General features: G+C 69.9%; 23 protein-coding genes and 1 riboswitch. Of the genes, 6 read left to right on the top strand and 17 right to left on the bottom strand.

The window, feature by feature from the left end; all coding sequences use genetic code 11:
- Positions 1-59 precede the first annotated feature (59 nt).
- The 3 genes from ACGFWI_RS33805 to ACGFWI_RS33795 form a co-directional block, all read right to left on the bottom strand.
- Entirely contained in the window at positions 60-1,037 is a 978-nt protein-coding gene (locus tag ACGFWI_RS33805; RefSeq protein ID WP_393909873.1) for a DMT family transporter, read from the bottom strand.
- Positions 1,038-1,291: 254 nt separating this feature from the next.
- Positions 1,292-2,431 (bottom strand): DMT family transporter, encoded by a 1,140-nt coding sequence (locus tag ACGFWI_RS33800; RefSeq protein ID WP_393909872.1) that lies wholly within the window; start codon positions 2,429-2,431, stop codon positions 1,292-1,294.
- Between the two features lie 75 nt (positions 2,432-2,506).
- Entirely contained in the window at positions 2,507-3,037 is a 531-nt protein-coding gene (locus tag ACGFWI_RS33795; protein WP_393909871.1) for a Clp protease N-terminal domain-containing protein, read from the bottom strand.
- 297 nt (positions 3,038-3,334) lie between these two features.
- Between ACGFWI_RS33795 and ACGFWI_RS33790 the strand changes: the two genes are divergently transcribed.
- Positions 3,335-3,763, top strand: a complete 429-nt coding sequence (locus ACGFWI_RS33790) for an SRPBCC family protein (RefSeq protein WP_393909870.1) — start codon at positions 3,335-3,337, stop codon at positions 3,761-3,763.
- Positions 3,764-3,827: 64 nt separating this feature from the next.
- Here the strand turns inward: ACGFWI_RS33790 and ACGFWI_RS33785 are convergent, their stop codons facing one another.
- A complete protein-coding gene (locus tag ACGFWI_RS33785; protein ID WP_393909869.1) occupies positions 3,828-4,454 on the bottom strand; it encodes a PadR family transcriptional regulator in 627 nt (208 codons plus the stop codon).
- A gap of 212 nt (positions 4,455-4,666) precedes the next feature.
- On the opposite strand from ACGFWI_RS33785, the gene ACGFWI_RS33780 reads away from it, so the two are divergent.
- Entirely contained in the window at positions 4,667-5,488 is an 822-nt protein-coding gene (locus ACGFWI_RS33780) for a PhzF family phenazine biosynthesis protein (protein WP_393909868.1), read from the top strand.
- Positions 5,489-5,557: 69 nt separating this feature from the next.
- Here ACGFWI_RS33780 and ACGFWI_RS33775 read toward each other — a convergent pair whose 3' ends face one another.
- Entirely contained in the window at positions 5,558-6,400 is an 843-nt protein-coding gene (locus tag ACGFWI_RS33775) for a CPBP family intramembrane glutamic endopeptidase (RefSeq protein ID WP_393909867.1), read from the bottom strand.
- Between the two features lie 171 nt (positions 6,401-6,571).
- On the opposite strand from ACGFWI_RS33775, the gene ACGFWI_RS33770 reads away from it, so the two are divergent.
- On the top strand, positions 6,572-8,359 hold the full coding sequence (locus ACGFWI_RS33770; RefSeq protein WP_393909866.1) for a substrate-binding and VWA domain-containing protein: 1,788 nt from the start codon (positions 6,572-6,574) through the stop codon (positions 8,357-8,359).
- Between the two features lie 72 nt (positions 8,360-8,431).
- Here ACGFWI_RS33770 and ACGFWI_RS33765 read toward each other — a convergent pair whose 3' ends face one another.
- Entirely contained in the window at positions 8,432-9,985 is a 1,554-nt protein-coding gene (locus ACGFWI_RS33765) for a glutamate-cysteine ligase family protein (RefSeq protein WP_393909865.1), read from the bottom strand.
- A 566-nt stretch (positions 9,986-10,551) separates the two neighbouring features.
- Between ACGFWI_RS33765 and ACGFWI_RS33760 the strand changes: the two genes are divergently transcribed.
- A complete protein-coding gene (locus ACGFWI_RS33760; RefSeq protein ID WP_393909864.1) occupies positions 10,552-11,142 on the top strand; it encodes a hypothetical protein in 591 nt (196 codons plus the stop codon).
- A 336-nt stretch (positions 11,143-11,478) separates the two neighbouring features.
- Positions 11,479-11,673 (top strand): DUF5999 family protein, encoded by a 195-nt coding sequence (locus tag ACGFWI_RS33755; RefSeq protein ID WP_393909863.1) that lies wholly within the window; start codon positions 11,479-11,481, stop codon positions 11,671-11,673.
- An 83-nt stretch (positions 11,674-11,756) separates the two neighbouring features.
- Here ACGFWI_RS33755 and gcvP read toward each other — a convergent pair whose 3' ends face one another.
- Complete coding sequence (gcvP, locus tag ACGFWI_RS33750; protein WP_393909862.1) at positions 11,757-14,642, bottom strand: aminomethyl-transferring glycine dehydrogenase; 2,886 nt, start codon at positions 14,640-14,642, stop codon at positions 11,757-11,759.
- 186 nt (positions 14,643-14,828) lie between these two features.
- Positions 14,829-14,926: riboswitch (glycine riboswitch) on the bottom strand.
- 114 nt (positions 14,927-15,040) lie between these two features.
- Between gcvP and ACGFWI_RS33745 the strand changes: the two genes are divergently transcribed.
- Positions 15,041-15,430 (top strand): PRC-barrel domain-containing protein, encoded by a 390-nt coding sequence (locus ACGFWI_RS33745; RefSeq protein ID WP_174872739.1) that lies wholly within the window; start codon positions 15,041-15,043, stop codon positions 15,428-15,430.
- Here ACGFWI_RS33745 and ACGFWI_RS33740 read toward each other — a convergent pair.
- From ACGFWI_RS33740 to ACGFWI_RS33695, 10 genes are all read right to left on the bottom strand, one after another.
- The gene (locus tag ACGFWI_RS33740) at positions 15,334-16,791 is read right to left on the bottom strand and encodes a DNA polymerase IV (RefSeq protein WP_393909861.1); all 1,458 of its coding nucleotides are present in this window, start codon (positions 16,789-16,791) and stop codon (positions 15,334-15,336) included. The two genes, ACGFWI_RS33745 and ACGFWI_RS33740, sit on opposite strands and share 97 nt — an antisense overlap.
- Positions 16,792-16,857: 66 nt before the next feature.
- Complete coding sequence (locus ACGFWI_RS33735; protein WP_393909860.1) at positions 16,858-17,463, bottom strand: MerR family transcriptional regulator; 606 nt, start codon at positions 17,461-17,463, stop codon at positions 16,858-16,860.
- Between the two features lie 187 nt (positions 17,464-17,650).
- Positions 17,651-18,124 carry a bifunctional nuclease family protein gene (locus tag ACGFWI_RS33730; protein ID WP_006606439.1) on the bottom strand — a complete coding sequence of 158 codons (474 nt, stop codon included), beginning with the start codon at positions 18,122-18,124 and terminating at the stop codon, positions 17,651-17,653.
- 56 nt (positions 18,125-18,180) lie between these two features.
- Entirely contained in the window at positions 18,181-18,927 is a 747-nt protein-coding gene (locus ACGFWI_RS33725; RefSeq protein ID WP_393909859.1) for a MerR family transcriptional regulator, read from the bottom strand.
- 17 nt (positions 18,928-18,944) lie between these two features.
- On the bottom strand, positions 18,945-19,793 hold the full coding sequence (locus ACGFWI_RS33720) for an FHA domain-containing protein (protein ID WP_393909858.1): 849 nt from the start codon (positions 19,791-19,793) through the stop codon (positions 18,945-18,947).
- A gap of 118 nt (positions 19,794-19,911) precedes the next feature.
- Positions 19,912-20,976 carry a DUF881 domain-containing protein gene (locus ACGFWI_RS33715; protein ID WP_393909857.1) on the bottom strand — a complete coding sequence of 355 codons (1,065 nt, stop codon included), beginning with the start codon at positions 20,974-20,976 and terminating at the stop codon, positions 19,912-19,914.
- 5 nt (positions 20,977-20,981) lie between these two features.
- Complete coding sequence (locus ACGFWI_RS33710) at positions 20,982-21,314, bottom strand: small basic family protein (RefSeq protein ID WP_003984969.1); 333 nt, start codon at positions 21,312-21,314, stop codon at positions 20,982-20,984.
- Positions 21,311-22,243: a DUF881 domain-containing protein gene (locus ACGFWI_RS33705; RefSeq protein ID WP_393909856.1), complete on the bottom strand. Its 933-nt coding sequence runs from the start codon at positions 22,241-22,243 to the stop codon at positions 21,311-21,313. Before ACGFWI_RS33705 ends, ACGFWI_RS33710 begins: the two co-directional genes overlap by 4 nt.
- A gap of 75 nt (positions 22,244-22,318) precedes the next feature.
- A complete protein-coding gene (locus tag ACGFWI_RS33700; RefSeq protein ID WP_393909855.1) occupies positions 22,319-24,814 on the bottom strand; it encodes a sugar phosphate nucleotidyltransferase in 2,496 nt (831 codons plus the stop codon).
- A gap of 122 nt (positions 24,815-24,936) precedes the next feature.
- Positions 24,937-25,545, bottom strand: coding sequence for a CDP-alcohol phosphatidyltransferase family protein (locus tag ACGFWI_RS33695; RefSeq protein WP_393909854.1), 609 nt, complete (start codon positions 25,543-25,545; stop codon positions 24,937-24,939).
- Positions 25,546-25,730: the final 185 nt, after the last annotated feature.

The raw sequence follows: 25,730 nt of genomic DNA, 5'->3' as shown, positions 1-25,730 counted from the left end.
GGGGCCCGGCCGACGAACCGGCGGGAGCCCGGTCGGTACAACCGGCCGGGCCCCGGGTCTCAGCCGGCCACCGGCGCCGCTGACCGCGCCGCCGTCACCGCTCCGCGCGCCTCCGTCACCGCCAGCGCGGCCACGGCCGACAGCAGCACGCCGGTGCCGACCACCGTCCCCGTCGTGAGCCGCTCCCCGAGGAACAGCACCGCGATCACCGCGGCCGACACCGGCTCGATCAGCGAGATCACGGAAGCGGTCGCGGCCCGGACGGCGGCCAGCCCCGCGAAGTACAGCCCGTAGGCCAGCGCCGTCGGCACGGCGGCGATATACCCCAGCAGCAAGAGGCTGCGGCCCAGATCGTGGGCCTGGGGCCACAGCCCCTCCGCCGCCGCGAGCGGCAGCAGACACAGCGCACCGACGGCGAACGCGCCGATCGTCGCGGCGTACGGATCGCTGCCGCCGCCCTTGCCCAGCCGCCGGGTGGCCAGCGTCATCGCGGCACAGCCGGCCGCGGACAGCAGGGCATAACCGAGGCCGGCGGGACGGACGGTGGCGCCCCCGTCACCCCCGAGGACCAGAACCGTCAGCCCGGCCAGCGCCCCGGCGACGGCCAGCACCCCGCCCCCGCCGAGCCGTTCGCCCATCGTCACGCGCGCCCCGATGGCGATGAGGACGGGACCCGCCCCCATGGTGACGACGGTGCCCACGGCCAGGCCGGTGGCTTCGACGGCCGCGAAGTAGGCGGCCTGGAAGACGGCGAGGGCGACGCCGGTCACCACGACCCGGGTCATCCGCCGGCGCAGCGGCTCGTACGGGGCGGGGACGTCGGCGGTACCGGACCGGCGGCGCAGCAGCGCCCTTACGGCGAGCAGCAGGACCAGGCCGCCGAAGGTGCGCCAGAAGGTGAGGGCGAGCGGGCCCAGTCCGCTACCGCGGTAGAGGAGCGCGGCGGCCGCGCCCGCCGTGCCCCAGGCGGTCGCGGCGAACGTCACGTACAGCAGCCCCCGGCCCACGGGCAGGGCGGAGGAAGGAGTGGCATGCATGACAGAGGTGCTCCGGGAAATCCAGGACGGCGCGGTGCGCCGTGGAGTGGTCGCGTGGTCCCGTGTGCAGGCAGCGACGAAACAGCTCGGGAACCTTCCCGAGCCGGGGGTTTCCTCGGAGGCCGCCGCCCGCGTTACGCGGCGGGAGGGGGCAGCACAGTCGAATGCATGATCGTGACCCTACGTCACGCTCGGACCGGCCGACAAGTCGCTCCCCGGAGCGCTCCGGGCGCGACGGGCCCAGGGCGTGTCCGCTAGGGCGCCGAGGAGGCCGACGATGCCGGGGACACCCCGTCACCCGGAGCCCCCTCACCCGTCCCGTCGCCCGCCGCCGTCCCCGTCCCGGCACCGGCACCCGCCACCCGCACCGTCTCCGTCGCCTTCGGCTTGGCCGACTGCGCGATGAAGGCGCCGGTCAGCACCACCATCCCACCGACGATCTGCGGCGCGGAGAGGTGCTCACCGAGCAGGACCCAGGCAAGGGCGGTCGCGATGACCGCCTCCAGACAGGCGACCACCCCGGCCACCTGTGGTGAGAGCCGGCGGATCGAGACCACTCCGGTGAGGTAGGCGGCCACCGTCGCGATCAGCACGATCCACGCGAGCAGCAGGACAGCGGGCACCTGGACACCGTTCATCTCCGCGCTGCCCCCGAGCACCGGCCAGTGCATGCCCCAGGGGCGGGCGATGGCGGTGAGGACGACGGCGCCGATCAGCAGGCCGTAGGCGATCACGCCGAGCGGGTCCACCGAGTCGTCACCGTCGCTGCCGTGATCGGAGAGCACGAAGTAGCCGACCTGGCAGCAGGCCGCGCCGAGCGCGAGGGCGAGTCCGACGGCATCGAAGCTCAGCCCGGACCACACCTCCACGACGCAGGCCAGTCCGCCGACAGCCAGCACCACTCCGACCGCGGCGGCACGAGTGACCGGCCGTTTCTGAACGAAGCGCACCCAGCCCAGCACGAGGGCGGGAGCCAGGTATTCGATGAGCAGCGCGACACCGACGGGGATACGGGAGAGCGCGGCGAAGTAGCAGGCCTGCACCCCCGCGACGGCGAGCAGCCCGAAGCCCACGAGCAGCGCGGGCCGGCGGCGCGGCAGATCCCGGTGGCGCCAGGCGACCGGCAGCATGACCAGCGCGGCCCCGACGACCCGCAGCCAGGTGACCTGCAGCGGTTCGAGACCGGCGGATATCAGGGGCTTGGCGGCGACGCCCGAACCGCCGAAGGCGAGGGCGGACAGCAGGGCGATACCGAGGCCGGCGCCGCGTCCCCGGGACGCCTCGCCATGGCTCGCCCGGAGGGCGGGTGCTGACGGCCGGGTCCCCCAGGACCCTGGAGTTCCCTGGCCCGGCCCGGTCGATGGACCTGCCGGGCTCCCCGAAGTCGCGTGCATCGGGCCATCATGGCAGCCGTCGTCAGCAGTGCCACCCCCCGATACCCCTGTCCTTCCTGGCCGGCGCGTTCCCCGTCAGACACGACCGGGACGTTCCCCGTCCAGACGGGCGGCGAGCCGGGCGGTGTCGACGGAGGCCCGGCGCAGTACTTCGACGGCCCGGGACTCGGGGTCGTCCACCAAAGCGGCGAGCAGGTCGAGGCAGCCCGCACAGGTGTCGTAGCGGGAATGGGCGCGGTCCAGGGCGCCGTCCATGGCGGCGGCCGCGGCCGGTGACCACCCGGGGGCCCCGCCCTCGGCGACCATGGGGACCGCTCCGGAGTCCTCGATCGTGCCGTGCCATTGGAGCCCGTAGCCGATGCTGCGCTGGACGAGGTAGCCCAGCAGCCGTGCGACCTGCGGTGCACCGTCGAAGGAGTCGCGTACGGCGGGGTCCGATTCCAGGAGGCCGTGCAGCAGATGCGCGGTGTCGACCTGCCGGTCGCCGTCGCGGGTGGCCCGTCTGCGGGCAGCGGATACGACCGTCGCAAGCTCGACGGTGAGCCGGGTGTCGAGCTCCTCCTGGGCGGGCCCGTCGCCACCACTGTACGCAGTACGGTTTTGCACAGCACCCACCCCACCAGCCTCTGGGCGCCGGATCATCCCCGGCGGGGAGCATTTGCGTATCCCACGGTGGTTGGGCACGGCCGCACACCGTCTCATCCTTGCGGAGGAGATGCGAGGGAAACGTGGAGGCCGGACATGCGGGCCCGGGGCGACCACGCGTCCGTCGCGGCCCACCACGGCGGGACATCTCAAACTGACGACTCATCAGCAAAGCTCGGTCATCGGTATTGAACCTTCACCCCCGTACGGCTACGTTCCGCGGCACCAGCCAGAGACCGTCACCGAAGGGGTGCTCGCATGGCCGAAGTCACCGCGCAGGCCCGTATCGAAGCACCGGCCGAGAAGCTCTGGGACCGGCTCACCGACTTCGACTCGTACGGGGAGTGGAACGCCACCCACACCGCCTTCCCCAAAGGCGGCCCGGAATCACTTGAGGTCGGCGCGGGGTACGAGGAGAACATGAAGCTGATGGGCTTTCCCGCGGAGGTCATCTGGACCGTGCGGGAGCTGGAGCCGGGCCGGCTGCTCGGCATCCAGGGCAAGGGCCCGATGGGCGTCAACCTGGGGATGCGCTATGAGCTCACACCGGACGGCGCGGCGACGGCCGTCCGGATCGACGGGACGTTCACCGGCGCCGCGGTCTCCCTGATGGCCGGCAAACTCAGGGATTCGGCGAGCGCCGCGCTGAACGAGTCACTGCGCAAGCTCGCCGCTTTGGTCACCTGAGCCCTCGGGAGCCCCCACACACACCGGCCCCCGAAGGCCCCGCACCCCCGTCACCCCCCCCCGCTCAGTCCTCCTCGGCAAGGATCAGATACAGCTCCTTGCGCGCCTTGTTGACCACCGCCATGGCCTTCTCCCGCTGTTCGGGACTGCCGGTGGCCCACACCTGACGGAACGCCTCGACCAGGCCGCCGCCCGCCTTGCGGATCTCGTTCATCGCCTCCCAGTCGACGCCGCGGCCGGCGTCCTCCCAGGGGGCGTCCGAGCCACTGTCGGCCTCGGTGCGCCCGGCGTCCGTCAGCGAGAACAGCTTCTTGCCGCCCTCACTGGCGCTGGCGATCAGCCCCTCGTCCTCCAGGAGCTGCAGCGTCGGATAGACCGAGCCGGGACTGGGCTTCCACGCCCCGCCGCTGCGCTCGGCGATCTCCTGGATCATTTCGTAGCCGTGCATCGGGCGGTCCTTGAGCAGCGCCAGGATCGAGGCGCGCACATCACCCCGCCGCGCCCGGCCGCGCGGTCCGCCGCGCCCCCGGCCGCCGCCGAACGGCGGGCCCCCGAAAGGCGGGCCGAACGGGCCGAAGGCGGCGCGCCGCCGCTCCCAGCCGCCCGGGAAGTCGCCGCGGCCGCCATGGCGCCCGGGGCCGCAGTGCTCATGGCGGTGCTCATGTCCGTGATCGTGTCCTTGGGAACGCATGATGGCGTCCTCGCTTTCTATCGTTGATCTATTGCGATGCCTCAACGATATATCGGGACTGTTCGTCGAAGCAAGCCCCTGAACACCTCCCCCGGGAACATCGCGCACAGAGCGGCGAGCCACGGTTGGCCGCCGCCGTGCCGGCCAACCGTGTCCAATTCCCTCGAATTGGCCTTGGCCTGCGGCTTTGCGGCACCTCTACGCTCGCGGCCATGAGGATTCGTATCGTCGACGCCTTCAGCGAGCGTCCGTTCACCGGCAACCCCGCGGGAGTCGTGCTCCTCGACTCCGGCGCCTTTCCCGATACGGCCTGGCTGCAGCAGGTCGCCACCGAGGTCAATCTCTCCGAGACCGCCTTTGCGCATCCGCTGCCCGAAGGCGGTGACGCCGACTGGGCGCTGCGCTGGCTCACCCCGGCCGCCGAGGTGAACATGTGCGGGCACGCCACTTTGGCCACGGCACATGTCCTGCACACCACCGGGACGGCCACCGGTACGGTCCGCTTCCGCACCCGCAGCGGAGTGCTGACCACGACGACCGGCTCCGGCGGTGCGATCACCATGGACTTCCCGACCGCCCCGCTCACGCCCGTCGAGGTACCGCCGGCCGTCGCGGGCGCGCTGGGCACCGAGATCCGCTCCGCGCACGACACCGGTCCCGATGTCGGGGATCTCCTGGTCGAGCTGGCCGACGAGAGATCCGTACGGGCGCTGCGCCCGGACCTGACGGCGCTGGCGGGGCACGGAGGCCGGGGCGTGATCACCACCGCGCGCGCCGAAAACCCCGACGGCGGCTATGACTTCGTCTCGCGCTGCTTCTTCCCCGGGGTGGGCATCGACGAGGACCCGGTGACGGGCAGCGCGCACACCGCGCTCGCCCCGTTCTGGTCGGCGCGCCTGGGCCGGGATGCACTCGTCGGCCTGCAGGGCGCCGCCCGCACCGGCTTCGTACGGACCGAGCTGCGCGGCGACCGTACGCTGCTGACCGGCTGGGCGGTCACGGTCATCGACGGCGAGCTGCTGGTCACCGGCTGAGCCGGCCCCGGCGGGAGCGGTCCCCAGGAGGCGCGGCAGGCACCGGCGGTGCCCCGCGCCTCCCCCGTCTCACGCCGTCGGCAGCCACCCCACATGCCCCGCCAGCACCGCATAGCCGACGAACGCCACGATGTCGATCAGGGCATGGGCGGCGACCAGCGGCCCGACCCGCCCCCATCGCCGGTAGAGCAGGACGAAGATCACGCCCATCACCATGTTGCCGACGAAGCCGCCGATGCCCTGGTAGAGGTGGTAGGAGCCGCGCAGCACCGAACTGGCCACCAGGGCCGCCACCGGGGACCAGCCCAACTGCCCCAGCCTGCGCAGCAGATACCCGACGACGATGACCTCCTCCAGTACGGCGTTCTGCACCGCGGAGGCGATCAGCACCGGAATCTTCCACCACACCGCGGGCAGCGCCTCGGGGACCACCGTCAGATTGAATCCGGCCGCCCGCGCACCCAGATAGAGCAGCAGCCCGCTGCCGCCGATGACGGCCGCCAGCGCGACACCGCGCCCCAGGTCGAAGCCGGGCCGCCGCCGGTCGAAGCCGATCGCCCGCAGCCCGCCGGCCCGTTCGCGCAGCAGCAGATGTGCCACCAGCACCACGGGGACGAGGGCCGTCGCGATACCGAACAGCTGCCAGGCGAGATCCAGCCAGGGCCGACCGGGCGCATGGGACCCGTTGAGCGTCGCCGCCTGATGCTTGAGGCCGCCGGGCTTGGTCAGCGATCCGATGAAGCTGATCAGTGCCGACACCGCACTGGCACCCAGCGAGAGGGCGAGGACGATCAGCGTCTCACTGCGCAGGATGCTCCGGGACGGCTCCTCGGCCTGCCCCGTCCCTGCTCCCGTACCGGGCCCATTACCTGGAACGTCCGCATCGGCCACGGGACTTGTATCCGACTGCACGCTTCCTCCACTTCCGCATTACCGCCTCTTCGCCACCACCGCCCCGCTAGGGTCTCGACAGCAGGTACGAAGATCGCGCGCGACAGGCCGGGGACGGGCGCCATCCACGTGGCGCGCTCCCTCGCCCCATCGAATCCCGATCGAGCTCCGAGAAGGCGAGGCGCTACCGCAATGGGACGACACAGCTTGCCCGACGGCTCCGCACCGGAGCACACAGGGGCCCGCTCCGGTGTACGTCGGCGCACCCTCGTCATCTCCACCGGGCTCGTGCTGGCCGTCGCCGCGGGCTCGGTCGTGGCGCTGCGCAGCGGTCTGCTCCCGTTCGGGGGTCCGTGCGGCGGCCGGTCGGCGCGGCTCGACGTGGCCGTCTCGCCCGATATCGCCCCGGCGCTCAAAGCGGTGGCCAAGACCGCCCGCGAGGACGCGACGCGCACCGACGGCAGATGTCTGGACGTCAGAGTCACCGCGCGCGCCTCGAACGACCTCGCCGACGCGTTCGGGCAGCGGCCCGTCGACCCCGAATTCCAGGTATGGGTACCGGATTCCAGCCTGTGGGTGGACCGGGTCGACGCGGAGCGCGGCACCCCCCTGACCGCCGCCGGCATCATCGCCTCGTCCCCGATCGCGCTCGGCGCCGTCCCCGGGACCGCCACGTCGCTGGGCTGGCCCGAGAAGACCTACAGCTGGACGAAGCTGACCCGGACCGTGACATCCGGCGACGCACTGCGCCTGGGCGTCGCCGACCCGGCCCGCAGCGCCACCGGGCTGCTCGCACTGGCCCGGGTCGGCACCGCCAACGCCAAGGACGCCGAGGACAGCGACGAGGCCGACACCCGCACCGCGGCGACGGCCAAGCTTCTCCACCAGCGGATCGCTGACGGCGACGAAGAGGCACTGGCCACCCTGCCGCGCGACGGCTCCGGAGCGGAGCAGGACAATCCGCGCCGCAACCAGGCGCTGCTGCTGTCGGAGCAGGCCGCGTACGCCCACAACACCGGGACGGGCGGCGGCCCCGACCTGGACCTGTTCTACCCCCAGGACGGCGCGGCCCGGCTCGACTACCCGTACACGCTGGTCGACGACGCGGAGATGAGCCCCGAGCAGACCCGCGCCGCCAACCGTTTCATGACGCTGCTGGGCGAGACCGACGGACAGCGCACGCTGCGCAAGCACGGCTTCCGGGCCGGCAACGGCAAGGCGGACCCGAAGGTGACCGCCGCGGCCGGCGGGCGTGCTCCGCAGCCGTACTCCGCCGACCCCGCCGATCCGCCGACGGTCAAGGAACTCCAGGCGCTGATGGGCATGTGGACGGTCACGGTGCAGAACATCCGGCTCACCACGGTCGTGGACGCCTCGCCGTCGATGGGCAGCCCGGTCCCGGGCGGCGCCGGCCGGTCCCGGATGGATCTCGCCAAGAAGTCCCTGCTCCAGGCGCTGGCCACCTTCACACCCGAGGACGAGATCGGGCTGTGGAAGTTCGCCACCTTCCTGGACGGCGACAAGGACTATGTGGAGCTGTCCCCCACCGGCCGGCTCGGCGACCGGGAGACGGCCGGCGGCACCCACCGTGACGCGCTCACCGCCGCCTTCAGCTCGCTGGCCCCGGTGCCCCGTGGCGCCACCGGCCTGTACGACACCACGCTCGCCGCGTACCGGGAGGCCTGCGCCTCGTATGCGAGCGGGAAGCTCAACTCACTGGTCATCGTCACCGACGGCGCCAACGACGACGCCGGCAGCCTCGGCCTCGACGCCCTGGTCGACAAGCTGAAGGAGCTGTCCGACCCCAAGCAGCCGGTGCCGCTGATCGCCCTCGCGATCGGCCCGGCCGCCGACACCTCGGCCCTGGACCGCATCGTGGCGCCGACCGGCGGATCGGCGCACCAGGTCAGCGACCCGTCGCAGATCCACCAGGTGATCCTCAAGGCCCTCCTGGCGGCAGGCGGCAAGGGGCCGCGCTGAGCACCCCGTGCGGCGGCCCCGGAACCCGTTCGGCCGCACCGGCAGCAACCGGGCACTGTCCGCCGCGCCTCGCTACGCCCCCTCGGCCGCCGCCTCCTGTGGCTCCCGTACGGCGGGCCGCCCACGCACCGGCCAGGCGACCGGCCAGGTGTGCACCGGCTCCCCGGTGTGCATCAGCTCGCTGTAGCGCCGGGTCATCGCGGCGAGCGCGGCATCCCGGTCCAGGCCTTGGCGCCGGGCGTGGTGGCAGGCCGCGGCCTGCCAGGACGCGCCGTTGACCCGGCGCCGGCAGCGCTCCTCGATGATGCCGAGGTAGTGGTCACGATCGGCCGGTTCCACCCCCCAGGCGTCCAGCCCGCGGGCCGCCAGCGGCAGCAGTTCCCTGCGCACCAGCCGTACGGCCGGGATTTCGGCGATGCCGCCGGCCCGTCCGGGACGGGGCCAGTCCAGGGTGGCGTCGATGCCGTACCGGCAGGCGGCGTCGAAGTTGCGGGCCGCGGCGGCGAACGGGAGGCGCGACCAGATGGGGCGCGGCTCCTCGGCCAGCGCCCGCACCAGTCCGTAGTAGAAGGCGGTGTTGGCGATGACGTCGGCGACGGTGGGGCCGGCCGGCAGCACCCGGTTCTCGACCCTGAGATGCGCGACCCCGTCGGCGACCGCGTAGACGGGGCGGTTCCAGCGGTAGATCGTGCCGTTGTGCAGCACCAGTTCGGCCAGGTCGGGCGCCCCGCCCTCGGCGAGGACCCGCAGCGGCTCCTGCGGTCCGCACACCGGCAGCAGCGGCGGGAAGTAGCGCAGATTCTCCTCGAACAGGTCGTATGCGGAGTCGATCCACCGCTCGCCGAACCAGGTGCGGGGGCGTACCCCCTGGGCCTGCAGCTCGGGCACGCGGGTATCGGTGGCCTGCTGGAAGACCGGCGGCCGGGACTCGCGCCACAGCTCACGGCCGAAGAGGAACGGCGAGTTGGCGCCGACCGCCACCTGCACCGCGGCGATGGCCTGGGCGGCGTTCCAGACAGCGGCGAAGCGGCCCGGTGTCACCTGGAGGTGCAGCTGGACCGAGGTACACGCGGCTTCCGGTGCGATCGAGGGCGAGCGGGAGACCAGATGCTCGACGCCCCGGATATCGAGTGCGAAGTCCTCGCCCCGGGCCGCCCGCATCTGGTCGTTGAGCAGTACATAGCGGTCGTTCTCGGAGAGGCTGGCGGCCGTGAGGTCGGTGGCGTGCAGGGTGGGCAGGATGCCGATCATCACGATCCGGGCGGCGACCTCGCGCGCCTTCCTTTCGGCGTAGGCGAGTCCCGTACGGAGTTCCTCGGCGAGCTGGTCCAGGACCCGGCCGCTCAATCGGTGCGGCAGGATGTTGACCTCAAGATTGCACTGGGCGAGTTCGGTCTGGAAATCGCAGCTGGCGATGCGCTCGAGCACCTGCGAGTTCATCATGCGGGGCAGCCCGTCGGCGCCGGCCAGATTGAGTTCGATCTCCAGCCCCATGAGATTTTTGGGCCGGTCGAACCTCTCCTCCTCCAGGAGCCTCCGCAATCCCTCAAGACACTCGTGAAGCTTTCTTCGATAACGCTCCCGGTCCGCCAGGTCGATCCCGTCCGCGGCGACCTTCTCCCCCATCGAAGGGTCCCTCCTCGAGTGAACGACCCGTGACCACGGGCCGCTTGGGGCCTTCCCCGACTCCACCGGGGCTCACGCTACGGTCGATGATGCCCCGGCAATCTGATCGATAACGCCGCAGCGGCACGCCGGTACCGATAGGCTCGAAGTGGCCCAGCCTCCGGCACCTCCCATAGGCATATCTCGGCGGCGATCGCCTTCCGCATTTCCTTCGTGAGAAACACCGACGAGATCCGGCCTACCGCGCCGCCGAGGAAATGTGAGGTGGCGCCGCAAAAACGTTGCACAAAGCGGCAGAAAGCACCTCACTCAAGGGTCTGGATTTCATCTTGCCGGAAATCCACAAGGCCGGTAGACGAAACACTTTCAGAACATACGTCGTATAAACTCCGCTTACGAGGCAGAGACTTGGCGCCCAGCGTCTCGGTGTTCTCATCGGCACGGGGCACAGCGACTGACCTCGCCGGGCCGCAGCCCCGGCCGGCCACGCTCTGACCCCGCACGCAGACAGCGTCGTTTGCACCTGCCACGCTCCACCGTGTCTCCGAAGTGAGAGGCGACCCACCATGCCGCTGCACCTTCCCCCTGCCCCCGCGCCTGCCCTGCGCAGCGTTCTCGCCGCCCTCGGCTCGCCCACCGCGGTCCGCGAGGCTCCGGTCTCCGCGCTGCGCGCCCATCAGGGTCCGCTCAGCCCCGACCACCCGCTGCCCGTCCACGTCTGGGACGACGTCAGCCGGGCCGGCGGTATGCCGCAGACCCGACTGGCGGGCTGGCGCTTCCTGGTCCGCGGCGGGGAGCGTGCCGTGGCGACCGCCGAGGCGATGCTCACCGCGGACGGCTGGACCTTCGCGCGGTTCTGCGGCGGCCCCTATGTCGCCGCGACCGAGCAGGCTCTGGCGCAGGCGGAGTCGCTCGTTACGCCCTACCAGCCACGACTGCTGTCCGTTCCCGAGCTGTACATGCTCACCCTGTGGCTGCATCACGACATCGCCTCCGACGGCGCCGAAGGGCTGCCCGCACCCGGTGACCTGCTGGTTCCGCTGGCGCCCGCCCCGCCGGGGATCGCCGCGCACCGTCCGCAGCCCATCGCCGACCTGCTCCCCCGCCTCACCCGGCGCCTCACACCCGCCACCCCGCTGCTCGCCGAACCCGCCTGAACCGGCGCGCCGGCTCCGCTGCCCGCGGACACCGGCCTCCGCCACCCCGCACGAGCATGCCCCGCGGCCCTTCCGGCCGCGGGGCGCTCTGTCGTACTCACCCACGCGGGCTAGCCCGCGGATACCTCTCCCAATCCTCTTGGGGAGGAGTGCAATTGGGAGCAACCGCCCGCATGGGTGACGCGTCCATACCGAGTGAGTACCGCTGCTGCGAAATCCCTGCGGAATCCTGCCTGTGGGGCAACACTGGGACCGACCGAAGGAAACGGGGGAGCGGCCATGAACACCTCATCGAGCCGCACAACGACGTTCACACCGCAGCGAAAGACAACTTCCATGTGCCAGCACCAACCGCCCTGCCCGTCTGCGAACTCCACCGACCGGGAGGCCGCACACCCTGTGGCGCACCACCCGGAGCAGGGCTGGAGCCTGCTCTGCAACGGCGTCCTGCTCTTCGAGGACACCGGTGAGCTGCTGCCGGACGGGCAGGTCATCGCCCCGCACCGCGCTCGCGCCATCGCCGCCGCCTGACCCGCGAGAGCGGCACGAACCACAGGGCCCCCGGCAGATCTGCCGAGGGCCCTTGAATGTTGCGGTGACGCCGTTGCCGTACCTCAGTTGTCGTACTCGTCCAGAGGCGGGCAGGAGCAGACGAGGTTACGGTCGCCGAAGGCACCGTCGATGCGCCGCACCGGCGGCCAGTACTTCTCCGAGGCCTCGACACCGGCCGGGAAGACGGCGTCCTCACGGGTGTACGGGTGCGACCAGTCGCCACCGAGCGCGGCCGCCGTGTGCGGGGCGTTGCGCAGCGGGTTGTCGTCCTTGTCCCACTCCCCCGAGCCGACCTTCTCGATCTCCGCGCGAATGGCGATCATCGCGTCGCAGAACCGGTCCAGCTCGCCGAGGTCCTCGCTCTCGGTCGGCTCGATCATCAGCGTGCCGGCCACGGGGAAGGACATCGTCGGCGCGTGGAAGCCGTAGTCGATGAGCCGCTTGGCGACGTCGTCGATGCTCACACCGGTCGCCTTGGTCAGCGGCCGGACGTCGATGATGCACTCGTGGGCGACCAGGCCGCCGGGGCCCGTGTAGAGCACCGGGTAGTGCGGCTCCAGGCGCTTGGCGATGTAGTTGGCGCTCAGCACCGCTACCTGGGTGGCGCGCTTGAGTCCCTCGCCGCCCATCAGGCGGACGTACGCCCAGGAGATCGGCAGGATACCGGCCGAGCCCCAGGGCGCCGCGGAGATCGGTCCCACGCCCGTCTCGGGACCCGCGGCGGGCTGCAGCGGGTGGTTGGGCAGGTACGGCGCCAGGTGGGCGCGTACGCCGACCGGACCGACGCCCGGGCCACCGCCGCCGTGCGGGATGCAGAACGTCTTGTGCAGGTTGAGGTGCGAGACATCGCCGCCGAACTTGCCGGGCTCGGCGATGCCGACCAGCGCATTGAGGTTCGCGCCGTCGACGTACACCTGGCCGCCGGCGTCGTGCACCGCCGCGCAGATCTGGGTGATGTGCTCCTCGAACACGCCGTGTGTGGAGGGGTAGGTGACCATCAGGACCGCGAGCTCGTCACGGTGCTTCTCGATCTTGGCGTGCAGATCGTCGGCGTCGACCTCGCCGTCCTCACCGGTCTTGACGACGACGACCTTCATTCCGGCCATCACCGCGCTGGCGGCGTTGGTGCCGTGCGCGGAGGACGGGATCAGACAGACGGTGCGCTGCTCGTCGCCGTTGGCGCGGTGGTAGGCACGCACCGCCAGCAGACCGGCCAGCTCGCCCTGCGATCCGGCGTTGGGCTGGATGGAGACCTTGTCATAGCCGGTGACGGTGGCCAGCCGCTCCTCCAGCTCCTGGATCAGCGTGAGGTAGCCCTGGGCCTGGGCGGCCGGCGCGAACGGGTGCAGCTGGCCGAACGCGGGCCAGGTGACCGGCTCCATCTCGGTGGTCGCGTTCAGCTTCATCGTGCAGGAGCCGAGCGGGATCATGCCGCGGTCCAGCGCGTAGTCCTTGTCCGCGAGGGTGCGCAGGTAGCGCAGCATCGCGGTCTCGGAGCGGTACTGGTGGAAGACCGGGTGGGCGAGGTAGTCGTCGCCGCGCAGCAGAGCCCGCGGCAGCGTTTCGTCGGCGGCCGCATCCAGCTGCTCGACGTCGCCGTGCACACCGAAGGCGCCCCAGACACCGGCCAGCTGCGCACGGCCGGTGGTCTCGTCGCAGGCGATGCCGACCAGATCGGCGTCGACCTGCCGGAGGTTGACACCGGCCTCGCGGGCGGCGGCGACGACCTCGGCGGCCCGGCCGGGCACCCGCGCGGTCAGCGTGTCGAAGTAGGCGCCGTGCACGATCTCCACCCCGCCGGCCCGCAGGCCCTCGGCGAGGACCGCGGCGTAGCGGTGGGTGCGCCGGGCAATGGTCCGCAGGCCCTCGGGACCGTGGTACACCGCGTACATACCGGCCATGACGGCGAGCAGCACCTGCGCGGTGCAGATGTTGCTGGTGGCCTTCTCCCGACGGATGTGCTGCTCGCGGGTCTGCAGCGCGAGGCGGTAGGCCTTGTTGCCGTCGGCGTCGACCGAGACGCCCACCAGACGACCGGGCAGGCTGCGGGCGAACTGGTCGCGTACGGCCATGAACCCGGCGTGCGGTCCGCCGAAGCCCATCGGGACGCCGAACCGCTGGGTGGTGCCGACGGCGATGTCCGCGCCGAGCTCACCGGGCGAGGTCAGCAGCGTCAGGGCGAGCAGATCGGCGGCGACGGTGACGATCGCGCCCAGCTCGTGGGCCTGCTCGATGACGGCGCGCGGGTCGCTGACCGCACCGGAGGCGCCCGGGTACTGCAGCAGCACACCGAACACACCGCGCTCGGCGATCTCGGCCGGAATGCCGTCGGACAGGTCGGCGACCACGACCTCGACGCCGGTCGGCTCCGCGCGGGTCTGGATCACGGCGATGGTCTGCGGCAGACAGTCGGCGTCGATCAGGAAGACGCCCTGCTTGACCTTGCCGACACGGCGGGAGAGCGCCATCGCCTCGGCGGCTGCGGTGCCCTCGTCCAGCAGGGAGGCGCCGGAAGTGGGCAGTCCGGTCAGGTCGGCGACCATCGTCTGGAAGTTGAGCAGCGCCTCGAGGCGGCCCTGCGAGATCTCCGGCTGGTAGGGGGTGTACGCCGTGTACCAGGCCGGGTTCTCCATGACGTTGCGCAGGATCACCGGCGGGGTGAACGTGCCGTAGTAGCCGAGTCCGATCATGGACGCCAGCACCTGGTTACGGTCCGCGAGGCCGTGCAGCTCCTGGAGCACCTCGGCCTCGGTACGGGCCTGCGGCAGGCCGAGCGCTTCCGCACTCTTGATCACATCGGGGACGGCGGTGGCGGTGAGCTCGTCCAGCGATCCGAATCCGATGTGCGCGAGCATCTTCGCCTGCGCCTCGTGGTCGGGACCGATGTGCCGGTGCTCGAAGGGGGTGCCGCGTTCCAGCTCGGTCAAGGAGATGCGATTGGTGGTCATCTGCGGGGGCCTCCTGGTCGGTGCGACCTACGAGGGGCACCACGGCGCGGGTGCCCGGACGGCCTCCCCCTCTGTCATCTAACCTGAGAGCTTCACCGGCCCGCCCGAGGCGGCCCGGCTTTCACCGTCGGTGAGGAGGGGTCTCGGACTGTACCTTCCGTGACCCGCCCTGCTTTCCAGAGTGACCTCGCCCATGCGGTACGTGTGCCTGAGAGATTCCGGGGAGGATTTGCTCCTTCGGCGCCCTGGTCGCGAACGACAAAGGACTCTCCCGCACGGGGTCTGCGGCCATGGGCCAGCCTACCAGCGCGGCACTCGAAGGATCCTTCGAGTGGCCAGGGCATGAAATGTGCCGTTTGGTAGTTGTCAGAGGGCAGTTGCGACCAATTGGAGGGACCGTGCAAACCGATATCGATCCCCGGAGCCTGATCGGCCGCAAAGCGTTCGACCGCAACGGCGCCAAAATAGGCACGATCGACGAGGTCTATCTCGACGACGCGACGGGGGAACCGGAGTGGGCGGCCGTGCGCACCGGACTCTTCAGCCGGGACGCGTTCGTCCCCCTCGAACCCAGCAAGATGGTCGGTGAGGGACTGCACATTCCCTACGACCGCAAGTTGATCAAGGACGCGCCGGACTTCGGCGTCGGCCGCCATCTCTCCCCTGAGCAGGAACTTCAGCTCTATCACCACTACCGACTGGATATCTCCTCCCCGACCTCCGATCCGGTGTCCTCCCCCGGCTCCGGTGACCAGGACTTCGGCAAGATCGCCGGCTCGGACGACTGACCGTCCGCCGGCCCCCCGCCCACCAACGGCAGGGGCTCCCCCGGCCGCAGTGCCGGATCCTCGACAGCAAAGGTCCGCACCCTTCCCGGTGCGGACCATGGCGTTTCGAAGCGTACGGTCACTCTCCCCACCCCACTGCCCTGCACCCAGCCGGCGCCGTATGCGTCGTGCACCACGTCCAGTCCCGGATGCCAGCGCCGCGGCCGCTCCTCCTCGGGCTCGTGCGGCGCCGTCTCGCCACCGGACGGCTCCGCCGCTGCTCTCGCAGTCTCCTCCGCCTCCCGCTCCGTCGCCAGCTGGGCGAACAGATCCTCCTGTGTGAAGTCGGCCAGTCCGCTGACCCCCACGCCCAGCAGCCGGACCCCGCCGGTGGTGTCCACCGTCTCCAGCAGCCGCGCAGCGGCCTCCCGTATCACCGCCGGATCGTCGGTGGGCCCACGGAGCGTCTCGGAGCGGGTCAGCGTCGAGAAGTCGTAGTTGCGCACCTTGATGACCACCGTCCGCCCGGAGCGCCCGGCGGCCCGCAGCCGCTGTACGCAGCGGTCGGCCAGCCGCAGCACCTCGCTCCGCACCCGGGTCCGGTCGGTCAGATCAACCTCGAAGGTGTCCTCGACCGAGATGGACTTCGCGTCCCGCTCGGCCACCACCGGCCGGTCGTCCTGGCCCAGCGCCATCGCATACAGCCCGGCACCGTGCGCCTTGCCCAGCAGCCGCACCAGCTCGGCCTCGCCGGCCTCCGCGGTCTCCGCGATGGTGTGGATCCCGGCCCGGCGCAGCGTCTCGGCCGTCGCGGGCCCCACCCCGGGCAGCGTCCGCACCGTCATCGGGCCCAGCATCTCCCGCTCGGTACCGGGCTCGATGACCACCAGACCGTCCGGCTTGGCCGCCTCCGAAGCGATCTTCGCCAGCATCTTGGCGCCGGCCAGCCCCACCGAGCCGGTCAGGCCCGTGGCGGAGTGGATGTCTCGGCGCAGCTGCTCCCCCACGACCCGCGCGGCGGCCGTCTCGGGCGGCACCCCGCCTGCTTCCAGGTCGACGAACGCCTCATCCAGGCTCAGCGGCTCCACCAGCGGCGACAGCGCGTGCAGCAGCTCCATCACCGTCTCACTCACCTGGCGGTACAACGCGAAGCGCGGGGTGAGATAAGCGGCGTTGGGGCACAGCCGACGCGCCTGTGCCGTGGGCATCGCTGAGCGGATACCGAACACCCGGGCTTCGTACGACGCCGTGGAGACCACCCCGCGCACGCCGATCCCGCCGACCACCACGGGCTTGCCGCGGAGGCTCGGCTTGGCCGCCTGCTCGGCGGCCGCGAAGAACGCATCCATGTCGAGATGCAGAATCGTCGGCGCGGGTCTCACATGTCCGATGCTGCCCCATGCCACTGACAATCGGCCCGATGCCGGGCCGGTGATGCCCCCAGGGACTCAGCCCGCCCGGTTGCGCCGCCGCGCCAGCTCGTCGTGCGGGTTCTTCCCGACCAGGGTCTCGCCGGTGTCCACACGCTCCCCGTGGAGCTGTGACAGCACGCTCTCCACGTCCCGCCACACCACGCCCACGGCGATCCCGAAGACGCCCTGGCCGCCCTGGAGCAGATCCACGACCTGGTCGGGCGAGGTGCACTCGTAGACCGTGGCGCCGTCGCTCATCAGCGTCATCCGCGTCAGATCCGCAAGCCCGCGCGAACGCAGATGCTGGACGGCGGTGCGGATGTTCTGCAGCGACACCCCGGTGTCCAGCAGCCGCTTGACGATCTTCAGGACCACGACGTCCCGGAAGCTGTAGAGCCGCTGGGTGCCGGAGCCGTACGCCGGCCGGATGCTCGGCTCCACCAGGCCCGTACGCGCCCAGTAGTCGAGCTGCCGATAGGTGATGCCCGCTGCCGCACAGGCGGTCGGGCCGCGATAGCCGATGTTCTGCGCCTCGCAGTCCCCCGACACCGCCGCGGCCGATGCCGGGGCAGGGTCTGCTGCCGCGCCCGAGTGGAGCGGCAACGCCCCTTCCGCCGCCATACCGTCGCCGGTGATTGCCACGCCGCCCTCCGTCCTCCACGTCCCGGACGGGACCTGCCACATCGACGGTATGCAGTCACTCGGGGTGCGTCAACGATCGCCGCGCTCGCCACGCCGAGTGATAATCACCCTACGAGTGGTTTCTCGTGACCTCGCACGGGGAAGGCCTAATTGTTTGGCCGGAAACAGGCGGTTCGCCTGGCCGGTATTACTGGCTGTTGGTCCCGAAGTCCTCGGGCGAGATCTGGTCGAGGAACTCGCGGAACTTCTCCACCTCGTCCTCCTGCTCGTCCGGGATGGCGATGCCCGCGTCGTCCAGCACACCGTCGGTACCGAAGATCGGCGTTCCGGTGCGCAAAGCCAGCGCTATCGCGTCGGACGGACGCGCACTGACCTCGACCCCGCTCGCGAAGACAAGTTCGGCATAGAAAACCCCCTCGCGCAGATCCGTGATGCGGACCTGCGTCAGCTCCTGGCCCACCGCTTCGAGCACATCCTTGAAAAGGTCGTGCGTCAGCGGCCTGGCAGGGACCATGCCCTGCTGGGCAAAGGCAATGGCGGTGGCCTCCCCTGGCCCGATCCAAATGGGCAAGTATCGGTCGCCTCCCACCTCCCGCAGGAGCACGATCGGTTGGCTGGAAGGCATTTCCACCCGGACACCCACGACGTCGAGCTCGTTCACACAGCAACCCTAGGACGTGCCCGGCCGGTTTGGGTAGTCGGGCACTCGTTTGCTCACTACAGCCGGACCCGCAAAGCGGTCTGCACCAGTGCCGCATGCAGCCGTACGGACAGCGTCGCCAGCTCCCTGGCAGTGGCTTCGGCATGGGCCCTGGTCTGCGGATTACGGTGCCGCCGAAGGGGTGCAACGACCTGCTCGACCAGGCCGGCCTCGCGCTCGGCGGCCGCCTTCACGGCACGCAGATGCCGCGGTTCGAGACCGAAACGGCCCAGGTCCGCAACGAGCTTGGCCACCGTGACGGCCTCGATGTCGTATCCGCCCTCCGCATGAGGGACGATGAGTCCGTAGGACTCCCAGTCGGCGAGCGCCGCCTCGTCCACCTCCGCGGCGGCCAGCAGCTCGGCCCGACCGATCCGGGCAGCCGTAGGGCGCTCCTCGCCCGGGTCGTGCACGCCTTCGACGAGATCCCGTGAGGGTGTGGCCGGGGCCGGAAGCTGGACCCGCTCACCGCGCTCCAGGGCGTCCAGATGTTCCCGGATGACCTTCAGCGGCAGATAGTGGTCCCGCTGCATCCGCAGGACGGCGGCCAGCCGCTCGACGTCCGCCGACGTGAATTTGCGGTATCCGGAAGGCGTGCGCTTCGGCTCGACCAGCCCCTCGGCCTCCAGGAAGCGAATCTTGGAGATGGTGACCTCGGGAAACTCCTCGCGCAGCAGGGTGAGCACCGTGCCGATGCTCACCGGCTTACCGCCCGAGGAGGCGGCGCCGGCAAAGCCGGCACCGCCTTTCGGTGTATGGCGCATATGCCTTCCCCGGCCGGTCAGATACCGGCGCCTCGCTGGCTCGCGTAGAAGACCAGGCGGAACTTGCCGATCTGGACCTCGTCGCCGTTGGCAAGGGTGACGGAGTCGATCCGCTCGCGATTGACGTAGGTACCGTTCAGGCTGCCGACATCGGCGACCGTGAAGAGACCGTCCGGGCCGCGGCGGAATTCCACATGACGGCGCGAAACCGTCACATCGTCGAGGAAGATATCGCCCTGCGGATGCCGGCCCGCCGTCGTCAGCTCGCTGTCCAGAAGGAAGCGGCTGCCCGAATTCGGACCCCGCCGGACGACCAGCAGCGCCGAACCCAACGGAAGGGCGTCGACAGCCGCCTGGGCCTCGGGGGACAGCGACGGCGACAGATTCTGGCCCGTCGCCTCCGAGTCGTAGGCCTCCAGCCCCGAAATGGAGATGGTGGAGGTCGTCTCGGACGCCCTCTCGGGCTGAGCGCCCGCACGCAGCGGCGCACCACAGTTGGAACAGAACCGGCTCGCCTCGGCGTTCCTGTTCCCACACCTCGTACAAATCGGCAAGGCCGACCCTCCACCCGTGCGTGCGGCTGATGGTTCCTGGGAACCTATGCGGGCGGCCCCGGAGGGGTCAACAGAACCCGCGCCGTGCCCCCCGGACGGCCCGCTGACCTCGTCACGGAAGAGCGGACGGTCCTCAGCAGCGCCGCTCTCGTCGGGCCGGCCCGACGCGCGGTGCCGCGCGGAGCCGCTGCCGCCATCCTGGCGGGCGCTCTTGCCGAACAGCTTTCCAAACAACTTCACGGGCGATTCCCCTTGAACGACATAGACCCGCCCGTGGGGCAGGACGAACCCTCGATGCACACACCGGCCCATCCGGACATCCTGTGAACGTCCGTGGCCTTCAGACAGTTTCCACCACACACCACATGCACGGTGCGTCGACCCCCCGCTACCTCGTGCCCTCCCCGGGCACTCGACATAGGTGTACGCCTCACTGCGATGACGACCGAGCGTAGTCAGGCCGCTTCGCCTGTCGCAAGGCGCTCACAATGATCTTCTCCTCACGGGTCACAGACACCTTGGCCTGCTCCTTTTCCAGAGTCTGGACCACTCCGCCGGGGATGTTCAGCGCCGGTTCCAGGTCCTGCGGCTTACCGATGACCTTGAAGCGGTACGGCTGCGTGACGCGCTTGCCGTCGATCTCCACGCCACCCCGGAGATCCGAGAGGGAGGTGTTCGCGACGACCCGGACGTCATTGACCTGGATGGCCTCGGCGCCGGCCGCCCGCAGCTCCTGGATGGTGTCCAGCAGCTTGTCCGCCTCGACGGAGTGCTTCGGGTCGTCGATGGTCAGGTTGATGCCGGGCCCTTGCGCCGCGACGGTCCCGGCCAGCACACCCAGCTGCTGTTCCTTCTCCACGGTCTGCTTACGGGCCTCCTCGGCCTGGTCCGAGCTGTTCGCCAGCTCGGTCTTCTGCCCTTCCAGGCGCCGCTGTTCGTCGGTCAACCGCTGGGAGCGATTGTCCAGCTCGTCCAGAATGCGCACCAAGTCCTCCTGACGCGCACCCCGCAGCGCACTGCTGTCACTTGTGGAACGTACCTGAATCGCCAGGCCGAGGCCGAGAATGAACAGGAGCAACGCAACGATCAGTTGAGCGCGGGTCAGCCGCGGCGGCCACAGGCTCGCCACCAGCCGCTCCCGACCACTTTTCGGGCGCTCCGCAGTCCCGTTATCGGCAACCGCCTCCGGAGTCGAGGAGTCTGCCCCTTTATCGGCGCTCTGTCCAGCACTGTCCGGTTCCGGGGCTTCGGTCTCTTCCTCGGCCTCCGCCCGCTCAGAGGTGCTCCGGCTCTCGGGCGGCATCGGCCGTCGGCCGGCCGTACTGCTGTCCTGGTCCGGCTCCGGCTTCTTCTCCGGCTCCGGTTCAGGCGACTTCTCCGGCTCCGGCTGCTCTGCCTTCTTCTCCCGCTCGGGACGCTCCGGCCCCTTCTCCCACTCCGGCTGTTCCGGCTGTTCCGGCTTCTTCTCCGGCTCCGGGGTCTCTTCCGTCGACATCTGCCTCACGCCCGGAAGACGTGCCGGCGGATCGCGGCAGCGTTGGAGAAGATTCGGATACCCAGCACCACGACGACGCCGGTGGAGAGTTGGGCGCCGACGCCCAACTTGTCGCCGAGGAAGACGATCAGCGCGGCGACGACGACGTTCGACAGGAAGGAGACCACGAAGACCTTGTCGTCGAAGATGCCGTCCAGCATCGCGCGCAGACCACCGAACACGGCATCCAGCGCCGCGACGACAGCGATCGGCAAGTAGGGCTCGACCACCGTCGGCACCACGGGTCGGACGACAAGCCCGACCACGACTCCCACGATGAGGCCCAATACGGCGATCACGATGTGCCCTTCCCTGTGTCGGCGCCGTCCGCCTTGGCGGCACCGGCCTGCGGCTTTGCGGTACGTACGATCAAACTGGGCGCGGGTGTCAGCGTGACCTTGTTCTCCGCGGAAATCCTGGTGCGCACGCCGTAGTTCTCCTGCAGCACATGAAGGTACTGACCGTCGGCGCTGTCCTGGAAAGCGGTGCTCAGCCTCTGCCCGTCCCCCACCGCCAGCACCGTATAAGGCGGCGCCAGTGGCTTGTTGTCGACCAGTATGGCGTCTCCTGCGGCTCTGATCGCCGAGAGTGACGTAAGCCGCTGCCCATTGACGGAGATGGCCTCCGCACCGGACGCCCACAGGCCGTTGACGACGCGCTGCATGTCTCGGTCGCGTACCCGCCCCGTGTCCGAAAATCCACTGCTCTCGCGCGGCCCGCCGCCACTGGACTCCGCGTCCTTGGCGTCGTCCACGACGAGCTTCACCCCGGGCCCGGAGACCTGGGTCGAACCGGACAGCAGAGCCAGCAGTTCGGCCTTGTCACCGCCGTGCTGCTTCAGCGCCTCGCGCTGCATTCTGCTGACGTCGTCCCGGAGTGCGTCGACCCGATGCTGCTGCCGGTCCGCCTCGCCGGTGCCCTTCTGGATGCGGTTGATCAGCTCTTCGCGCTCCTTGGCGAGCGTCGGTGCGGATATCCGCGCCTGCGCCGCCCCCACCGTCACCACGAGCGCGGCGAGCACCAGACCGGCCGCGAGGCCCAACTTCGCCCGCAAGGTACGCGGCAGACCGCGGACCCCGGCTTCGGACTTCCGGGCGGCGGCCTCGGCGTATCCGTCGTCGAGGCTGTGATCCATCACATTGGTCAGCAGCGACATGGACGCATCGGGACGCGCGGCCGAGGTCTTCGTGTTGCTCCGATCGGGGCGCTGCTGCGACATGCCGCACATCGTCGCACGTCGTCCGCACAGTCTCCCAATGGCCCCACCGGCGTGCCCGTCCGCGGCCCGCCGGTGGGGTCCGGGTCAGCGTCCTGCGCTGTCCACCACTGCGGACCACTCGTCCAGCAGCTGCTGAGCGGAGGCGTCGTCCGGCCCTTCCGCCCACAGATGCGTGACCGCCTCGGCGGGGTCGGGCAGCACCAGGACCCAGCGGCCGTCGGGCTCCACGACCCGTACGCCGTCGGTGGTGTCCACGTCCCGGTCACCGGCCGCCTCGACGACATGCCGCATGACGAGTCCCTTGACCGCCCAGGGGGTGGCCAGGTCACGGCGCTGGACATGCGCCCGCGGGATCCGTGCGTCGATCTGGCTGAGCGTGAGCTGGGTGCGGGCCACCAGGCCGATCAGCCGGACGAATGCGGCCGCACCGTCGAAGACGCTGCTGAACTCGGGGATGATGAAGCCGCCCCTGCCGTCCCCGCCGAAGACGGTGCCGTCTTCGCGGCCCACCCGGGTCAGATCGTCGGGCGAGGTCGTCGTCCACTCCACCTGCGTCCCGTGATAAGCCGCCACCTGCTCGGCGATCCGGGTCGTGGTGACCGGCAGCGCCACCCGCCCGGTGCGCCGCTCGGCCGCCACCAGATCGAGCATGACCAGGAGCGCGCGGTCGTCCTCGATGATCCGGCCGCGCTCGTCCACGAGGGACAGCCGCTCGCCCACGGGGTCGAAGCGCACGCCGAAGGCGGCCCGGGCCGAGGCCACGATCTCGCCGAGCCTCACGAGTCCGGAGCGCCGCGCGTCGGCCGTCTCGGTCGGCCGGGACTCGTCGAGCCCGGGGTTGATGGTCAGGGAGTCGACGCCGAGCCGTCCCATCAGGCTGGGCAGGACCAGGCCCGCGCTGCCGTTCGAGGCGTCCACGACGACCTTCAGCCCGGACTCGCTGATGCCCGTGATGTCCACGGCCCGCAGCAGTGACCCGGTATAGGAGTCGAAGACGCTGGCCGGGAAGATCAGATCACCGATCTCACCAGGGAAGGCGCGACGGTACTCCTGGCGGGCGAAGACGCGGTCGAGCTTGCGCTGCCCGGCCTGCGACAGGTCGGCGCCCCGCTCGTCGAAGAACATGATGTCGACGGAGTCCGGCACGCTCGGCGTCGTCCGGACCATGATGCCGCCGGCGCTGCCGCGGGCGGTCTGCTGGCGGGCGACGGGCAGCGGGACGTTCTCCAGATCGCGTACGTCGATGGCGCTGGCCTGAAGTGCGGAGATCACCGCACGCTTGAGTGCCCGGGCACCTCGGGAGTGGTCTCGCGCGGTGGTGACCGTGGAGCCCTTCTTGAGCGTGGTGGCATACGCGCCCGCCAGCCGTACGGCGAGTTCCGGCGTGATCTCGACATTGAGGATCCCGGACACACCTCGGGCGCCGAACAGATGCGCCTGGCCGCGGGACTCCCAGATCACCGACGTATTGACGAATGCGCCGGCCTCGATGGTCTTGAACGGGTAGACCCGCACATTGCCCTGCACGATCGATTCTTCACCGATGAGGCATTCGTCGCCGATGACGGCGCCGTCCTCGATCCGGGCGGCCCGCATGATGTCCGTGTTCTTGCCGATCACACAGCCGCGCAGATTGCTCTGCTGCCCGATGTAGACGTTGTCGTGCACTACGGCACGGTGCAGGAACGCACCGCTCTTGACGACGACATTCGAGCCGACAACGGTGTGCTCGCGAAGCTCCACATCCGCTTCGATCTTGGCGTAGTCACCGATGTACAACGGACCGCGGAGCACCGCGTCGGGGTGGACCTCGGCCCCCTCCGCCACCCATACGCCCGGCGAGATCTCGAAGCCGTCGATTTCGACATCGACCTTGCCTTCGAGCACATCGGCCTGTGCCTTCACATAGCTTTCGTGTGTGCCGACATCCTCCCAATAGCCCTCGGCGACATAGCCGTAGATCGGCTTGCCTTCCTTCATGAGCTGCGGGAAGACATCACCGGACCAGTCGACCGAAACATCGGGCTCGAAGTAGTCGAAAACCTCCGGCTCCATGACGTAGATACCGGTGTTGACGGTGTCCGAAAAGACCTGGCCCCAGGTGGGCTTTTCCAGGAAACGTTCGACCTTGCCAGCCTCGTCGACGATGGTGATGCCGAACTCGAGCGGGTTGGGAACCCGGGTGAGACAAACGGTGACCAGGGCACCTTTTTCCTTGTGGAACCTGATCAGATCGGTGAGATCGAAATCGGTGAGGGCGTCACCGGAAATGACGAGGAAGGCGTCGTCCTTGAGGGCTTCCTCGGCGTTCTTCACGCTGCCTGCGGTGCCGAGTGGCTTTTCCTCATTGGCGTAGGTGAGCTCCATCCCGAGCTCTTCGCCGTCACCGAAGTAGTTCTTGACGAGCGAGGCAAGGAATTGCACGGTTACGACGGTCTCATTGAGACCATGCCGTTTCAGCAGCCTGAGCACATGCTCCATGATCGGCCTATTGGCGACAGGAAGCAGGGGCTTGGGCATGCTGGACGTCATGGGGCGAAGGCGTGTTCCTTCGCCGCCGGCCATCACGACGGCCTTCATGTCGGAAGCGTCCTCCTCTAAGAGACGACGGTCTTGCCGACTTCACTTGTCCAAATCGCCCGCTGTTCCTGTTTTCACGTACGGGCGCCGGGGCCCTGGCACAACCTGCCGGTTCGGATAGCTCAGTCGGCCGTGGCGTCCGCCCTGATGATTCGGCGGACCTGGACCACGTAGAGGATCCCTGCCCACCAGTAGAGCGCCGTACCCCATCCTGCGAACGCCCATCCGAAAACAGTGGCGAGTTCGTGAAGCCAGCCCCTCCTGTCGCTCAGGAGGAGCAACGGGAAGGCATACATCAAGTTGAACGTAGCCGCTTTGCCCAGGAAGTTCACCTGGGGAGGCCCGTAACCGTGGCGTCCGAGGAATCCGACCGCGATGAGCAGCATCAGCTCCCGTGCCAGCAGGGCCGCGGTGAGCCAGAGCGGCAGGATCTCGCGCCATGTCAGACCGACGAGGGTGGACAGGATGTAGAGGCGGTCGGCAGCCGGGTCGAGGATTCGCCCCAGACTGCTGACCTGGTTCCAACGCCGGGCGAGCTTGCCGTCCAGATAGTCACTGACGCCACTCAGCGCAAGGATCAGGAGCGCCCAGGCATCAGCGTTCGGGCCACCGAATTCCGGCCACAGGATCAGCCACAGGAACACCGGCACGCCGAGGAGACGCGCCATGCTCAGGATATTCGGGATGGTGAGGACGCGATCCGTCTGGACCCGCGTCTCCTGGACCTCCACGCGGGGGCCTCCTGTGGGGGAAATGTGCCAACGATGCCCCCTGACCTTACCTGGCCTGCCCGCCGGGCCGTGCCGCGGGTCCCAAGATCACGAAACGCAGAAAAGCCCCGCACCATAAGGTGCGGGGCTTTCCCACAATGATTGTTCGGCGGCGTCCTACTCTCCCACAGGGTCCCCCCTGCAGT

The organism is Streptomyces sp. NPDC048434 (assembly GCF_043200375.1).
Classification (GTDB): domain Bacteria; phylum Actinomycetota; class Actinomycetes; order Streptomycetales; family Streptomycetaceae; genus Streptomyces.
The sequence above is the reverse complement of the archived record's forward strand: the minus strand, read 5'-3'. Positions and strand labels throughout refer to the sequence as shown.